Raw genomic sequence first — 15,324 nt, forward strand, 5'->3', positions numbered from 1 at the left:
GGACGGGGAAGGGGACGTTTCGGGCGTCGAGGCGGTCACGCGGGCATCGAAGCCGGGGGTGCGCCGGGTGGTCAACTGATTTGTACGGGGCCGGAAGTGGTGCGGGGCGTCGTCGTCCGGGCCGGTGCCCCGCTCAGGCCACCGACACCGCGCCCGAGGTGCCCGCGAGGGCGGTCTCGTCGTCGATGGCCTGGCGGATGCCCGTGGCGACGGCGGGGTGGACGGGCAGGGCGAGGTGGCCGATGCCGGTCACCCGCACGTTGTGCGCGAGCAGGTCGGGGTGGTCGACACAGGCGGTCTCGAGCGGTGCCATCAGCTGGTCCAGATCGCTCCAGAAGCTGACGAAACGGGTGCGGCAGCCGGGCGCGGGCGCCGCGAGTTCGGCGATCAGCTCGGAGCCGGGGCGCATCTGGCGCACGATCGGATGGGCGTTCATCGCCGGCACGACACGGGTGCCGCCGTGCGGGGTGCCGAGGGTGACCAGGGTGCGCACGCGGGCGTCGCCGCCCTGGCACTGCACGTAGTAGCGCGCGATCAGGCCGCCGAGGCTGTGCCCGACGATGTCGACCTCCTGCTGCCCGGTGCGCTCGCACAGCTCCTCGACATGGGCGCCGAGCAGCCGGGCCGCCTCGCGGATGTCGCAGGTCAGCGGCGAGTAGTTGAGGGAGGCGAGATGGCGGCGGCCGTGCTTGGCGAGGGTGCGGCGCAGCAGCACGAACACAGAGCGGTTGTCGATGAAGCCGTGGAGCAGGACGACCGGGCGGTCGTGCCGTCCCGCGGGGAGACGTGGGGTGTCCTCGTCGGCCCCGTCGTCCTCGGCGGGAGGCAGGGTGAAACGTTCCTGGACGATCCCCGAGGGATAGAGCAGGACATGGCCCGTGAGGATGGCGAGCTCGAGTGCGGTGGCCTTGAGCAGCGCGGACGAGGACAGCAGCGGCAGCCACGGGTGCGGTGGCCACAGGCGCTGGGTCCAGGCGGGCAGGAGCAGGGGCAGTGCCTTCAGGATCTTGAGAATCCGCGCGGCCTCCATGAGCCGACCTCCCAAACGGCACACGGAGAACAGCTCTGTCCCCCGTGGGCCCACATGGGGCGCCGCGCGGCTGCGGCCCTCGCACCCTCGTGCCGCCGCGCCGTCCTCATGGAACGGCACCGCACCACCGCGCCGTGCGGCTGCCGGCGCGGTGGTGCGGCGACCTCCTGCGGCTCCCCTGTGCGCGGACCCCGGCGGCGGCCTCAGAGTCGGCTCGGGCGCTGTCGGCGGGAGCCGCACATGGCGAACGTTGTCCCACGTGTGATTTCCCCCTCGCTCCTGACCGCGAAACTGCCGGGCCTGCGATCCTGGCGATAACGTTCGTTCACTTCTTCGGGACCTCGACCGTGAGGTTCCGGGCACTTCCCGGGCACACTCCAGGGGAGTCCCGCACGACTTGCTCGACATGGAGGCAGTGATGGGTGCGACAACCGGTCCGATCCGCGTGGTGGTCGCCAAGCCCGGTCTCGACGGCCACGACCGCGGGGCGAAGGTGATCGCGCGGGCGCTGCGCGACGCCGGCATGGAGGTCATCTACACGGGCCTGCACCAGACGCCCGAGCAGATCGTCGACACGGCCATCCAGGAGGACGCCGACGCCATCGGCCTGTCGATCCTCTCCGGCGCCCACATGACGCTCTTCGCGAAGGTCATCGAGCTCCTCAAGGAGCGCGACGCCGAGGACATCAAGGTGTTCGGCGGCGGCATCATCCCGGAGGAGGACATCCCCCCGCTGAAGTCCCTCGGCGTCGCGGAGATCTTCACGCCGGGCGCGACGACCGGGGCGATCGTGGAGTGGGTACGGGGGAACGTGGCGGCGTCCGCCTGAAGGTGGTGGCGTCTGCCTGAAGGTGGTGGCGTCCGCCTGAACGTGGTGGCGTCCGCCGGAACCGTGGCCTCGCTGGCGTGAGGCGGGGCCTCGGCAGTTCCTCGCCCTGCCGTGAGGTGCGGATCCCTGCCCGCCGCGAAGTGGGCGAGGCCCTCCTGTCGCCGCGACAGGGCAGGGACCCTTCACACGGCCCCCGCCAACTCCTCCCGCATGACGGCCCGCAGCCTCAGCGTCCCCACCAGGCGCTGGAACGCCTCCGCCCAGTAGCCGCCCGCGCCGGGTGCTCCGTCCTCCGTCTCGTCCGGTGTGGCGGTGAGCGCCTCCAGGCGGGAGGCCGCCGCCGGGTCGAGGCACCGCTCGGCCAGCCCCATCACCCCGCTGAACGACCAGGGATAACTCCCCGCGTCCCGCGCGATGTTGAGCGCGTCCACCACCGCACCGCCGAGCGGCTCGGCCCACGGCACCGCGCACACCCCGAGCAGCTGGAACGCCTCGGACAGCCCGTGCGCCGCGATGAATCCGGCCACCCATTCTGCACGCTCCTGCTCCGGCAATGTCCCGAGCAGCTTGGCCCGCTCCGCCAGCGACACCGCCCCGGGGCCGGCCGCCCCCGGCGAGGACGCCGCGCCCAGCAGGGCCCGCGACCACTCCGCGTCCTGCTGCCGCACGGCCGCCCGGCACCACGCCGCGTGCAGCTCGCCCTGCCAGTCGTCGGCCACGGGCAGCGCCACGATCTCGGCCGGTGACCGCCCGCCGAGCCGCTGCGGCCAGGTCGCGAGCGGCGCGGCCTCCACCAACTGGCCGAGCCACCAGGCCCGTTGACCGCGGCCGGGCGGCGGCGAGGCCACCACGCCGTCGCGCTCCATCCCCGGATCGCACTCGTGCGGCGCCTCGACCGTGATCCCGGTGCGCAGCGCGTCCAGGGCCACGCAGGTCGCGGCCCGCCGCGCCATCCGCCCGGCGAGGGCCGAGCCGGGCAGCGCGGACAGCAGCTCGGCCGCCGTCGTACGGACATTGCGGCTGCGGTCCGACAACGCCCGCTCCAGGAACGCCTCGTCACCGTCGGCGAGCCCGGTCCGCAGCGAGTCCAGGAACATCAGCCGGTCCTCGGCCCGCTCGGTGGACCAGGTGCTCTCCACGAGCGCCCGCGCGGCTCCGGGATCATGCGCCCGTACGGCACCGAGCAGCGCGACCCGCTCGGCGAACAGGCCCTCCTCCCACAGCCGTCCGACCGCCTCCGAGTCCTCGGGCGAGGGCAGGGCGCTGCCGCCGGGTGTGGTGCGCAGCGCGAACTTCCACTCCGGGTTGAGCCGCGCCAGCCACAAAGCGCGGGGACCGGCGAAGGCCAGCGCGGGCGGACGCAGGTCGGTCCTGCCGCGCGCCGCGTCGAGCAGGGCGGGCAGCAGCTCGGCCGGCGCGGCGTACCCGTGGTCGTTGGCCGCGGCCAGCCACTGCGGGAGCAGCTCCGTGAGGTCCGGTGTGCTGCCACGCCGGCCCGAACTCCCCGTCCCCGGACGGTCGGAGAGCAGCAGCGCGAGACGCCGGCGCGCGGCGGCCGGCAGTGCGGGGCGCGGATCGTCCTGCGCCCGCTCGGGGCGCGGGGCCGCGGAGCCCGGCCGCAGCCCGGCCCGGCGCCGCACGGTGTGCAGCGCCGCCTCGTCGAGCAGCGCGGTGGCCGCGTCCTTGCGGCCGCGGACCGCCGCCCGGCCGATGCCGCGCCGGTCCGTGCCGAGCAGCGCCGTGGTGACGAGCTCCTCCCAGCTCGCCGCCCCGGCCTGTGCGGTCTCCTGCCCGGTCATCCGGCACCTCCCTCCGTGACGTACGAACATCGTTGTGTGGCAAGCGGGTCGGGGCCGCGGCGCGGCCGGTGCGTCCTCAGCACAGCGGCACCGCACCCCCTCCGTCTCCCGCCCACACGGTGAGCGGTGTGAACCCGCGGTGCCCGCACTCGCCGAACACCGTCACACCGCCGCCGCCCGAGACGGCCGCGAGCCGCCACAGACCGGGCCGCGACACGGGCACCACCGGCAGCGCCCCCGCCCCGTCCGCGTCGGCCAGCTGCATGCCGTCGCCGACCGGTGTCGGTATGACGTCGTGCAGCGTCACCGGCCAGGACTCCAGCCACGGGTCCTCGCGCAGCGCCCTGCCGTACGCGGCCGCCGCCGCATGGGTGTCCACCCCCTGCGGGCGCAGGTCGGCGGGCACGGCCGGCGCGTGACGCTCGCCCAGCGCGTGCCGGTGCCCGCCGCCCGGGTACGCGGACAGCTCGGCGTCGAGCGACAGGCCGACGGGCAGGGCGAGTTCGGGTGCGCGGCCGGCCGCTCCGTAGGAGAGGAGCAGCGCCGTGCGCCCCGACTCCTGGCCCCGCAGCCAGATCCGGCGGGTGGTGAGCCGCGCGTCTGCCGTGTCGTACTGCGCGAGCACCAGCCACCGGTCGCGTATCGCGGGCCCTTCGGCGGAGGAGGACAGCCCGATCCGTGCCCGCACCGTCGCCGCCAGGGCGTCCGGCAGCCGCTCCCTGCGCAGCCAGGCCTGGTCGAGCAGGTGCAGCAGCGCGCACTCCTCCAGGAGCCGCACCGGCCAGCCCGCCCCCGACGCCGGTATCACCCCCAACTCCTGGACGCGCGCGGCCAGTCCGGGCGCCTGCGCGTCCACCATCCGGCGCGCGGTCTCCTCACCTAGCCCGTGCCCCGTCTGCTCCGCCGACGCGAGGCCGCCGCGCACCAGGTCGGCGAGGCGCTGCTCCAGCTCGGTCACCCCCGCGGTGACCCGCTCGGCCCGCCGCGCCGCGCGGCGCCGCGCGGCCTCCTCGTCAGCCGGCTTGCTCTCCCCTTTGTCCGGCGCCTCCTGCTGCTCCGCGCGTCTGCGCCGCCCCGCGAGCCACTGCTCCGCCCATTCCGGCGCCTCGGCGTCCGGGATCGCCTGCCCCGCCCCCTCGTCGCCCGCCCAGAGCAGCAGCAGCCCCAGCGCGTGCTTGCACGGGAACTTCCGGCTCGGGCAGCTGCACTTGTACGCGGGCCCCGCCGTGTCGACCACCGTCTGGTACGGCTTGCTGCCGCTGCCCTTGCACAGCCCCCATACGGCCCCCTCCTTCGAACTGCCCGCCTCGGACCACGGACCCGCCGCCCCGAGCTTGCTTCCGGCTTTGCGCGACGCGGCGTCAGGCGCCAGTGCCAGCACCTGGTCGGCCGTCCAGCGCACCCCCTGCTGAGTCATGTCTGCGAAGGTAGATCCCCCCACTGACAATCGCCGCTGACCTGCGTATACGCGCGTGATGAAGCGGAGTTGGGGGCGGGCTGCGCGGTGGCCGGGAGACGTGTGCGAGGCGTGCGCGCGGCCGATTGTCAGTGGCGTGGTGCACCGTGGATGCCACGCCGGAGATCGGCCCGGGACGAGGCGTCCCGGGAGAGCTGGAGGGGGATCCATGACCGTGCTCGACAACGGGGCGCAGCAGGCGTCCGCGGACACCGCCGAGGTGCTGCGGCCGCACGCGGAGGACGCGTTCGCGGACGAGCTCGCCGCGCTCGCCGCCGCCGACGACCGTCCGCGCCCCGCGCGCTGGCGCCTGTCGCCGTGGGCGGTGGCCACGTATCTGCTGGGCGGCACGCTGCCCGACGGCACCGTGATCACACCGAAGTACGTGGGGCCGCGCCGCATCGTCGAGGTGGCCGTGACCACCTTGGCCACCGACCGGGCGCTGCTCCTGCTCGGGGTGCCGGGCACCGCGAAGACCTGGGTGTCCGAGCATCTCGCGGCGGCCGTCAGCGGGGACTCGACGCTGCTCGTGCAGGGCACGGCGGGCACACCGGAGGAGGCCATCCGCTACGGGTGGAACTATGCGCAGCTGCTCGCCCACGGCCCGAGCCGCGACGCCCTCGTGCCCAGCCCCGTGATGCGCGCGATGTCCGAGGGCATGACCGCCCGCGTCGAGGAGCTCACGCGCATCCCCGCGGACGTGCAGGACACGCTCATCACGATCCTGTCGGAGAAGACCCTGCCCATACCGGAGTTGGGCCAGGAGGTGCAGGCGGTCCGCGGGTTCAACCTGATCGCGACGGCCAATGACCGCGACCGCGGGGTCAATGACCTGTCCAGCGCCCTGCGCCGCCGCTTCAACACGGTGGTGCTCCCGCTGCCCGAGAGCGTCGACGCCGAGGTGGACATCGTGGCGCGGCGCGTGGACCAGCTGGGCCGCTCGCTCGACCTGCCGCAGGGACTCGACGGGATCGCCGAGATCCGCCGGGTCGTCACCGTCTTCCGCGAGCTGCGCGACGGCATCACCGCCGACGGCCGTACGAAGGTGAAGTCCCCGAGCGGCACGCTCTCCACGGCCGAGGCGATCTCCGTCGTCACCAACGGACTCGCCCTTGCCACGCACTTCGGCGACGGCGTGCTGCGCCCCGGAGACGTGGCGGCGGGCATCCTCGGCGCGGTCGTCCGCGACCCGGCCTCGGACCGTGTGATCTGGAAGGAGTACCTGGAGGCCGTGGTGCGCGAGCGCGACGGCTGGAAGGACTTCTACCGGGCCTGCCGCGAGGTGAGCGGGTGAGGCGCCGGCCCGGCGCGGGGCGGGCCGCGGGTGCGGACATCACGTAGGGGAGAGGGGGAGGCTTGATGAACGGGGAGCCGGTGAACTCCGGTGCCGTGGAAGGGCCCTGGCTGCTCGGGGTGCGTCACCACGGGCCCGGGTCGGCGCGCGCGGTGCGGGCGGCGCTCGACGAGCGGCGGCCGCGGGCCGTCCTGATCGAAGGGCCGCCGGAGGCGGACGGCCTGGTGGGGCTGGCCGCCGACGAGGGGATGCGGCCGCCCGTCGCGCTGCTCGCGCACGTCGTGGACGATCCGGGGTGCTCGGCGTTCTGGCCGTTCGCGGAGTTCTCGCCGGAGTGGGTGGCGATCACGTGGGCGCTGGAGCACGGGGTCCCGGTGCGGTTCATCGACCTGCCGGCGGCGCATGCGCTGGCGATGCGGGCGGGGGAGAAGGAGGCGGCGACAGAAGGGCCGGAGGCCGAGCGAGGTGAGCCCGAGGCCGGTGCACTTGAGGGCGGTGCCCGCGAGTCCGGCGCACCCGTGTCGGACGAGCCCGAGTCCGGCGGACCCGGGGCCGTCGACGGGCTGCGGCTCGACCCGATCGCCGTGCTCGCCGAGACCGCCGGATACGACGATCCCGAGCGCTGGTGGGAGGACGTCGTCGAGTACCGGGGGCAGCCCGCGGCGGGCGGTGACGCGCTGGCCCCGTTCGCCGCGCTCGCCGAGGCGATGGGCGCGCTGCGCGAGGTGTACGGCACGGGCGGCCACGACCGCGACCTCGTCCGCGAGGCGTACATGCGGCTCCAAATGCGCGCCGCGGCCAAGGAGTTCGGTCCGGATGTCGCCGTCGTGTGCGGCGCGTGGCACGTCCCCGCGCTGCGGGAGCGGACCACCCTCACCGCCGACCGCGCCCTGCTCAAGGGCCTGCCCAAGGCCAAGGTCGACATGACCTGGGTGCCCTGGACCCACCGCCGCCTGGCACGGGCGAGCGGTTACGGCGCGGGCATCGACTCACCGGGCTGGTACGCGCATCTCTTCGCCGCCCCGGACCGCCCGGTGGAGCGCTGGCTGACCAAGGTCGCGGGCCTGCTGCGCGACGAGGACCGCTTCGTGTCCTCGGCCCACGTCATCGAGGCCGTACGGCTCGCCGAGTCCCTCGCCGTCATGCGCGGCCGCCCGCTGCCCGGCCTCTCCGAGACCACGGACGCGGTCCGCGCCGTGCTCTGCGACGGCTCCGACGTGCCGCTCGCGCTCATCCACGACCGCCTCATCGTCGGCGACGTGCTCGGCGAGGTCCCCGAGGCCGCCCCCGCCGTCCCGCTCCAGCGCGACCTCACCCGGACCCAGAAGTCGCTGCGGCTCAAACCGGAAGCCCTGGAGCGGGAGTTGGAGCTCGACCTGCGCGGGGCCAACGACGCCGCGCGCAGCCGCCTGCTGCACCGCCTGCGGCTGCTCGGCATCGGCTGGGGCGAGCCCGCGGCCGCGACGCGCGGCAGCACGGGCACGTTCAGGGAGAGCTGGCGGCTGCGCTGGGAGCCCGAACTGGCGGTGCGGGTGGCCGAGGCCGGCATCTGGGGCACGACGGTGCTCGGCGCCGCCACCGCGAAGGCCGAGGCGAACGCCGTGGGCGCGGCGGCACTCGCCGACATCACGGCACTCGCCGAGCGCTGCCTGCTCGCCGGACTCTCCGACGCCCTGCCGGTCGTGATGCGCGTCCTCGCCGACCGCGCGGCCCTCGACGCCGACGTCGGCCATCTCGCCCAGGCACTGCCCGCGTTGGTGCGCTCGCTCCGCTACGGGGACGTGCGCGGCACCGACACCGCCGCGCTCGCCGAGGTGGCGGCCGGTCTCGCCGAGCGGGTCTTCGTCGGCCTCGCCCCGGCCTGCGCGGGCCTCGACGCGGACGGCGCGGCGGAGATGCGCACCCACGTGGACGCGGTGCACGGCGCGGTCGGCCTGCTCGACGACGCGGAGGCCCGTACCTCCGAGGGCATACGTCCCCGGTGGTTCACCGTGCTGCACGCCCTCGGCACCCGCGACACGGTGCCCGGGGTGATCCGCGGCCGGGCGGTGCGACTGCTGCTCGACGAAGGTGAGTTGAGCCAGGAGGAGGCAGGCCGGCTCATGGGGCTCGCGCTCTCGGCCGGAACCCCTCCGGCCGACGCGGCCGCGTGGATCGACGGGTTCGTCGGCGGCGGGTCCGGCGGCATGCTCCTCGTCCACGACGAGCGGCTGCTCGGCCTCGTGGACGCCTGGCTCGTCTCGGTGCCCGACGCGGCGTTCACCGATGTGCTGCCGCTGCTGCGGCGCACGTTCTCGGCGTACGAACCGGGCGTACGCCGCACCCTCGGCGAACTGGTCCGGCGCGGTCCCGCCGCAGAGTCGGCCGCGAAGGTGACGGCCGGCGTGCCCGGCTTCGCGGACGACCTGGACGAGGAGCGCGCGAGGGCCGCTCTGCCGGTGGTGCGCCTGCTCCTCGGCCTGGACGCGCCCCCGGCCACCACCCCCGACAGCACCAACGACCTTGCGGAGGTTGCCGGATGACCACCCACACCCCGCCGGCATCGGCCGGCGCCGAGCGTCTGCGCCGCTGGCGCATGGTGCTCGGCGGCCAGGAGGCCGACGGCACCGAGTACCGGCTCGGCGGACGCGACGCCGCGATGGACTCCGCGCTCGAATCGCTCTACGGCAAGCGGGGCGGGAACGGCGGCGCGGGCAGGGACCGTTCCGCCGGGCTCGGCGCCTCCGCGCCGGCCGTGGCGCGCTGGCTCGGCGACATCCGTACGTACTTCCCGTCCTCCGTGGTCCAGGTGATGCAGCGCGACGCCATCGACCGCCTCGGCCTGTCCGCGCTCCTGCTCGAACCGGAGATGCTCGAGGCCATCGAGCCGGACGTGCATCTGGTCGGCACGCTGCTCTCGCTCAACAAGGCGATGCCCGAGACCACCAAGGAGACCGCACGGGCCGTGGTGCGCAAGGTCGTCGAGGACCTGGAGAAGCGGCTGGCCACGCGCACCCGTGCCACCCTCACCGGCGCCCTCGACCGCAGCGCGCGGATCAGCCGGCCCCGCCACCATGACATCGACTGGAACCGCACGATCGCGGCCAACCTCAAGCACTACCTGCCCGAGCACCGGACGGTCGTGCCCGAGCGGCTGATCGGCTACGGACGGGCCGCGCAGTCCGTGAAGAAGGACGTCGTGCTCTGCATCGACCAGTCCGGGTCGATGGCGGCCTCCGTCGTCTACGCCTCGGTGTTCGGCGCGGTCCTCGCCTCGATGCGCTCGATCAGCACCCGTCTCGTCGTCTTCGACACGGCCGTGGTCGACCTCACCGACCAGCTCGACGACCCGGTGGACGTGCTGTTCGGCACGCAGCTCGGCGGCGGCACGGACATCAACCGCGCCCTCGCCTACTGCCAGTCGCAGATCACCCGCCCCGCGGACACCGTCGTCGTGCTCATCTCGGACCTCTACGAGGGCGGCATCCGCAACGAGATGCTGAAGCGGGTCGCGGCGATGAAGGCCTCCGGAGTGCAGTTCGTGACGCTGCTCGCGCTCTCCGACGAGGGCGCGCCGGCGTACGACCGCGAGCATGCGGCGGCCCTCGCGAACCTGGGCGCGCCGGCCTTCGCCTGCACGCCCGACCTGTTCCCCGAAGTGATGGCCGCCGCGATCGAGAAGCGGCCACTGCCCATACCGGACAAGGAGACCCATCAGTAACAGGGGGCTTGCGCGACCCCAGTTGTCGCGTGCGAGGATCGGCGGGCGCGCCGGACTGAGCGATTCCGCCCCCACGAGCCTCACCCGGCAGGCGCACCGGCCCACCCGGCCGGTGCCGCACGCGGGTGCCCCACAGAACCCCACGCCATGGAGCCCTGTTGACCTTCGCAGCCACGCTGCCCCTCGCCGTCCGGCGCGCCCTGCGCCCGACGGCGGTGCGGCGCGCGCTGCAACTGGCGCTGCTGCTCGGCGCGTTCCTCGTGCTCGGCCTGCTGTGCGGCGAGCGGGCGCAGGCGGCCGAGGACCCCACGGCACCGGTACGGGACCAGCTCACGGCCCCTGTACGTGAGGCGACCCAGCCGGGCGGCCAAGCCGTTCAGCCTGTACGGGAAGCGGTCGAGCCGGTCCGCGAGGCCGCCGAGTCTGTCCGCGAGGCCACCGAGCCGGTCGGCCAAGCAGCCGAACCGGTCCGCCAAGCTGCCGAGCCCATACGCGAAGCAGCCGAACCTGTCCGCGAGGCCGCTGAGCCCGTCCGCCAAGCCACCGCGCCCGCCCGCCAAGCCGTCGAACCGGTAAGGGGCGTCACGGCGCCCGTTCGCCAGGGTGTCGCGGCGTCCGCCCGGGATGCCGCAATGCCCGTTCAGGAAGCCGCAGCGCCCGCCCGGGATGCCGCAGCACCCGCCCGGGATGCCGCAGCACCCGTCCGCAAAGCCACCGCACCCGTCCTCAAGACCGTCACCCCCGTCCACGAGTCCCTCGGCCCAGTCCGCGAAGCCGTCGACTCCCTCCGGGAGCCGATAGAGCGGTCCGTGCGGCAGGTGACGCAGCCCCTGCGGGCGACCACGGCCGCGGCGGTCGAGACCGTCACCGGGCTGCTCCGGCCCGTCCCGCTGCCGCAACCGGCGCTGCCGTACGTGCCCTTGCCCGTGGGGGACCGCGGCGCCGACCCGGCGGCGCAGCAGCCGTCGCCCGGTTCCGGCGCGGATTCCGCGCTGCCCGGCGATCCCCGTACGGACTCCGCAGAACACACGCACGCCACCGTCCCGGCAGCGGCATGGCAGTCAGCCGTCTCCGCACCGGAGGCGCACCCCACCGCCCAACTCCCGCACCCCACCGCCCCGTCGGGCCCCGCGCACCTCCCCGTGCCCGGCGGCCCGCAGGGACTCGGGGCGCACAGCACCGCCGAGTCCGGCTCGCAGCGCCACGGCGATCTGCAGGGCGCGACGCTCACCGACGGTTACGCCGCCGCGCCGCTGTCCGGCGGCCCGAGCGCCTCCACCTCGTACGACGGAGTCCGCGAGCGCCACCGCGACGTCCTCGAATTCCCCGGCTAGGGCAGGCCCTTCCCCCCGCCTGACGACCTGCCGCGCGGGGGCGGGACAGGTCTGCCCGCCGCGAAGGGAGCCGTGAACGGCCCCTTCGTACCCTCGAATTCGAAGGATCCGAAGCAGTAATGAGCAAGCACAAGAAGCAGAGCACGCCGTCCGTGAGCGGACGGAACATCCGGCGCAACATCGTCATAACCGCCGCCGGCGCCACCGGCATGATCGGTCTGGGTGCCGCCAACGCCGGCGCCGCCGAGCTGCCGGTCTCCGCGCCCGTCAGCACGCCGGACGTGGACGTCGCCACCGACGCGCTCGACCAGGTCCGCGACCAGGTGCGCGACAAGGCCTCCGGCGTCGGTGCCGAGGAGGCGCTGGGCAAGGCGAAGGGTTCCGCGGCCGGTGCCAAGGCGAAGGCCGAGTCGGCCGTGCGCGGCGCCGAGGGCCTCGGCGACCTCCAGGGTCTCCAGGGCGCCGCCGACCAGGCCAAGGGCCAGGCCGACCGGCTCCCGGCGGGCCAGCTCCCGACCGCGGAGCTGCCGGCCGCAGACCTCCCGGCCGCGGACCTCCCCGCCAACGGCCTCCCGGACGCCCAGCTGCCCACCGGCCTCCCCGCGGCCGAGCTGCCCTCCGGCCTCGCGAACGCGCAGCTCCCGGCCTCCCTGCCGGACGGTCTGCCCGCCGCCCAACTCCCCGCCCCCGAGGGCGAGATCGACTACCTCTTCGGCCCGCTCTCCGCCTTCGCCCCGGCCGTCGTCGAGCAGGCCCCCGGCGTGCTCGAGCAGGCCCCGGCCCACGCGCAGGGCGCCCTGGCCGCCGCGAACCCGGTCGTCGCCGAGACCACCGCGGCCGTGCTGCCGCCGGTCGCCGCGACCGCCGTCGAGTCGGTGCTCCCCGTCGTCGGCCAGGCGCTCGCCGACGCGGGCACGCTGGTGCAGGGCGTGGGCGGGGACGTCACGCCGTTCGCGCAGGGGGTCACCGACGAGGTGCGGCCCTTCGCGGGCGGCGTCGTCGAGGACGTGAAGCCGGTGGCCGACGTGGTGGTCTCCGAGGTGCAGCCCCTGGTCCAGGACGTCGGCACGGCCGCGACCGGCCTCGCCACCGGCGTCGGCGGCGAGGCGGACGGTCTGGTGCGCGGTGTCACCGCCGAGGTCGGCCCGTTCGCCGAGGACCTCACGGGCACGGTCCGCGCGGACGCGGGCCCGCTCGTGCAGAACGCCGCTTCCGGCGTGCAGGCCACGGCCTCCGCGGTGACCCCCGGGTTCGCGGCCGGCATCTGACACGGACCGGCGGCGCGGCTGACACGGACCGGCCGCGCGGCCGGATCCGACGCACGGGTGGCCGGCCCGCCAGGCCGGCACCTGCGTGGCCGCGGGCCGGACAGCCGTTCCTCCGGCGCTCGGTGGGGACCCCGCGCCGGAGGGACCCCGGCCCGCGGCCTGCGCTCGCACACCCCCGTATCCCCGTTACCCCCGTACGCCCGATGCCGCGCACCCCGGCACGCCCGCGGCACCACGGTCTGTGACCGTTATCACCGCCGGAGTGTGATCTGCGATTTAGGGACCAACGTCCCACGGCGATAACCTGCGAGACGGACATGCCGCGTCCACGGCCACCGTGTACGCCTCCCTCAGTGACAGCGCCGTCACGTTGCCCTTCGCGGCACGCCCATGCAGACGCAGACATGCAGACGCAGCCCGCAGACAACGAACGCGACAGACGCGATCGCGATGAAACGCGACCGACGCGACACGGAAAAGGGACGGACGCGCGTGGACCTGTTCGAGTACCAGGCGAGGGACCTCTTCGCCAAGCACGGTGTACCGGTGCTGGCCGGTGAAGTCATCGACACGCCTGAGGCGGCGCGCGCGGTGACCGAGCGTCTCGGCGGCAAGTCCGTCGTCAAGGCGCAGGTGAAGGTCGGCGGCCGCGGCAAGGCCGGCGGCGTGAAGCTGGCCGACAGCGGCGACGACGCGGTCGAGAAGGCCGGCCAGATCCTCGGCATGGACATCAAGGGCCACACGGTCCACAAGGTGATGATCGCCGAGCTGGCCCCCGAGATCGCGGAGGAGTACTACGTCTCCTACCTCCTCGACCGCACCAACCGCACCTTCCTGTGCATCGCCTCCGTCGAGGGCGGCATGGACATCGAGGAAGTCGCGGCCAACCGCCCCGAGGCCGTCGCCAAGATCGCGGTCGACGCCAACGCCGGTGTGACCCCGGAGAAGGCCCGCGAGATCGTCGAGGCCGCGAAGTTCCCGGCCGACGTCGCCGACAAGATCGCCGACGTGCTCCAGACGCTGTGGAAGACCTTCGTCGCCGAGGACGCCCTCCTCGTCGAGGTCAACCCGCTCGCCAAGGTCGCCTCCGGCGACATCCTGGCCCTGGACGGCAAGGTCTCCCTGGACGCCAACGCCGACTTCCGCCAGCCCGAGCACGAGGCGCTCGAGGACAAGGACGCAGCCAACCCGCTCGAGGCTGCGGCCAAGGCCAAGGGCCTCAACTACGTCAAGCTCGACGGCGAGGTCGGCATCATCGGCAACGGCGCGGGTCTCGTCATGAGCACCCTCGACGTCGTCGCGTACGCCGGTGAGAACCACGGCGGCGTCAAGCCGGCCAACTTCCTCGACATCGGCGGCGGCGCGTCCGCCGAGGTGATGGCCAACGGCCTCGAGATCATCCTCGGCGACCCGGACGTCAAGTCCGTCTTCGTCAACGTCTTCGGTGGCATCACCGCCTGTGACGAGGTCGCCAACGGCATCGTCCAGGCCCTGGAGCTGCTCTCGTCGAAGGGCGAAGAGGTCACCAAGCCGCTCGTCGTGCGTCTCGACGGCAACAACGCGGAGCTGGGTCGCAAGATCCTCAGCGACGCCAACCACCCGCTGGTGCAGCGCGTGGACACGATGGACGGCGCGGCCGACAAGGCCGCCGAGCTCGCGGCCGCGAAGTAAGGGACGAGGTCAGACACCACCATGGCTATCTTCCTCAACAAGGACAGCAAGGTCATCGTCCAGGGCATGACCGGTGCCACGGGCATGAAGCACACCAAGCTGATGCTCGGTGACGGCACGAACATCGTCGGCGGCGTGAACCCGCGCAAGGCCGGCACGTCCGTCGACATCGACGGCACCGAGATCCCGGTCTTCGGCACCGTCGCCGAGGCGATGGAGAAGACGGGCGCCAACGTCTCCGTCCTCTTCGTCCCGCCGGCCTTCGCCAAGGCCGCCGTGGTCGAGGCGATCGACGCCGAGATCCCGCTCGCGGTCGTCATCACCGAGGGCATCGCCGTGCACGACTCCGCCGCGTTCTACGCGTACTCGCTGGAGAAGGGCGGCAAGACCCGCATCATCGGCCCGAACTGCCCCGGTCTCATCACCCCGGGCCAGTCCAACGCCGGCATCATCCCGGGCGACATCACGAAGCCGGGCCGCATCGGCCTGGTCTCGAAGTCCGGCACGCTGACGTACCAGATGATGTACGAGCTCCGCGACATCGGCTTCAGCTCGGCCGTGGGCATCGGCGGTGACCCGGTCATCGGCACGACGCACATCGACGCCCTGGCGGCCTTCGAGGCCGACCCCGACACCGACCTGATCGTCATGATCGGCGAGATCGGCGGCGACGCCGAGGAGCGTGCGGCCGACTTCATCAAGGCCAACGTGACCAAGCCGGTCGTCGGCTACGTCGCCGGCTTCACCGCGCCCGAGGGCAAGACCATGGGCCACGCCGGCGCCATCGTCTCCGGCTCCTCCGGCACGGCCGCCGCGAAGAAGGAGGCCCTCGAGGCCGCGGGCGTCAAGGTCGGCAAGACCCCGACCGAGACGGCCAAGCTCGCCCGCGCGATCCTCGCCGGCTGAGCGCTTTAGCCGCTACGAAGGCCCGTACCCCTCCTGC

Annotated in this window: 11 protein-coding genes; 8 read left to right on the forward strand and 3 right to left on the reverse strand. The window is 74.0% G+C overall.

Annotated elements, in window-relative coordinates; all coding sequences use genetic code 11:
* Positions 1-133: 133 nt before the first annotated feature.
* Positions 134-1,030 (reverse strand): lipase family alpha/beta hydrolase, encoded by an 897-nt coding sequence (locus BLT97_RS24930; RefSeq protein WP_093613903.1) that lies wholly within the window; start codon positions 1,028-1,030, stop codon positions 134-136.
* A gap of 418 nt (positions 1,031-1,448) precedes the next feature.
* On the opposite strand from BLT97_RS24930, the gene icmB reads away from it, so the two are divergent.
* Positions 1,449-1,859, forward strand: coding sequence for a coenzyme B12-dependent isobutyryl CoA mutase small subunit (gene icmB / locus BLT97_RS24935; RefSeq protein ID WP_093613905.1), 411 nt, complete (start codon positions 1,449-1,451; stop codon positions 1,857-1,859).
* A 182-nt stretch (positions 1,860-2,041) separates the two neighbouring features.
* Here the strand turns inward: icmB and BLT97_RS24940 are convergent, their stop codons facing one another.
* Together BLT97_RS24940 and BLT97_RS24945 are read right to left on the reverse strand one after the other, a co-directional pair.
* The gene (locus BLT97_RS24940) at positions 2,042-3,658 is read right to left on the reverse strand and encodes a DUF5691 domain-containing protein (RefSeq protein ID WP_093613907.1); all 1,617 of its coding nucleotides are present in this window, start codon (positions 3,656-3,658) and stop codon (positions 2,042-2,044) included.
* 76 nt (positions 3,659-3,734) lie between these two features.
* Entirely contained in the window at positions 3,735-5,075 is a 1,341-nt protein-coding gene (locus BLT97_RS24945) for an SWIM zinc finger family protein (protein WP_093613909.1), read from the reverse strand.
* A 208-nt stretch (positions 5,076-5,283) separates the two neighbouring features.
* On the opposite strand from BLT97_RS24945, the gene BLT97_RS24950 reads away from it, so the two are divergent.
* The 7 genes from BLT97_RS24950 (at position 5,284) to sucD (ending at position 15,287) form a co-directional block, all read left to right on the forward strand.
* Positions 5,284-6,408: an ATP-binding protein gene (locus BLT97_RS24950; RefSeq protein WP_093613911.1), complete on the forward strand. Its 1,125-nt coding sequence runs from the start codon at positions 5,284-5,286 to the stop codon at positions 6,406-6,408.
* A 65-nt stretch (positions 6,409-6,473) separates the two neighbouring features.
* Positions 6,474-8,930 (forward strand): DUF5682 family protein, encoded by a 2,457-nt coding sequence (locus BLT97_RS24955; RefSeq protein WP_093613913.1) that lies wholly within the window; start codon positions 6,474-6,476, stop codon positions 8,928-8,930.
* Positions 8,927-10,108, forward strand: coding sequence for a vWA domain-containing protein (locus BLT97_RS24960; RefSeq protein WP_093613915.1), 1,182 nt, complete (start codon positions 8,927-8,929; stop codon positions 10,106-10,108). The genes BLT97_RS24955 and BLT97_RS24960 overlap by 4 nt, the downstream gene beginning before the upstream one ends.
* Before the next feature lie 158 nt (positions 10,109-10,266).
* Positions 10,267-11,442, forward strand: a complete 1,176-nt coding sequence (locus BLT97_RS37570) for a ribosomal eL19 family protein (RefSeq protein ID WP_143041379.1) — start codon at positions 10,267-10,269, stop codon at positions 11,440-11,442.
* A gap of 119 nt (positions 11,443-11,561) precedes the next feature.
* Positions 11,562-12,710: a hypothetical protein gene (locus tag BLT97_RS24975; protein ID WP_093613921.1), complete on the forward strand. Its 1,149-nt coding sequence runs from the start codon at positions 11,562-11,564 to the stop codon at positions 12,708-12,710.
* A gap of 492 nt (positions 12,711-13,202) precedes the next feature.
* Positions 13,203-14,381 (forward strand): ADP-forming succinate--CoA ligase subunit beta, encoded by a 1,179-nt coding sequence (gene sucC / locus BLT97_RS24980; RefSeq protein WP_093614086.1) that lies wholly within the window; start codon positions 13,203-13,205, stop codon positions 14,379-14,381.
* A 21-nt stretch (positions 14,382-14,402) separates the two neighbouring features.
* Complete coding sequence (sucD, locus tag BLT97_RS24985; RefSeq protein WP_093613923.1) at positions 14,403-15,287, forward strand: succinate--CoA ligase subunit alpha; 885 nt, start codon at positions 14,403-14,405, stop codon at positions 15,285-15,287.
* Positions 15,288-15,324 lie beyond the last annotated feature (37 nt).

Source organism: Streptomyces indicus (genome assembly GCF_900100315.1).
GTDB lineage: Bacteria > Actinomycetota > Actinomycetes > Streptomycetales > Streptomycetaceae > Streptomyces > Streptomyces indicus.

Coding starts and splice junctions, on each gene's coding strand:
- icmB (WP_093613905.1), top strand. CDS start 1,449: ATGGGTGCGACAACCGGTCCGATCCGCGTGGTGGTCGCCAAGCCCGGT.
- BLT97_RS24930 (WP_093613903.1), bottom strand. CDS start 1,030: ATGGAGGCCGCGCGGATTCTCAAGATCCTGAAGGCACTGCCCCTGCTC.
- BLT97_RS24940 (WP_093613907.1), bottom strand. CDS start 3,658: ATGACCGGGCAGGAGACCGCACAGGCCGGGGCGGCGAGCTGGGAGGAG.
- BLT97_RS24960 (WP_093613915.1), top strand. CDS start 8,927: ATGACCACCCACACCCCGCCGGCATCGGCCGGCGCCGAGCGTCTGCGC.
- BLT97_RS24945 (WP_093613909.1), bottom strand. CDS start 5,075: ATGACTCAGCAGGGGGTGCGCTGGACGGCCGACCAGGTGCTGGCACTG.
- BLT97_RS24975 (WP_093613921.1), top strand. CDS start 11,562: ATGAGCAAGCACAAGAAGCAGAGCACGCCGTCCGTGAGCGGACGGAAC.
- BLT97_RS24950 (WP_093613911.1), top strand. CDS start 5,284: ATGACCGTGCTCGACAACGGGGCGCAGCAGGCGTCCGCGGACACCGCC.
- sucD (WP_093613923.1), top strand. CDS start 14,403: ATGGCTATCTTCCTCAACAAGGACAGCAAGGTCATCGTCCAGGGCATG.
- BLT97_RS24955 (WP_093613913.1), top strand. CDS start 6,474: ATGAACGGGGAGCCGGTGAACTCCGGTGCCGTGGAAGGGCCCTGGCTG.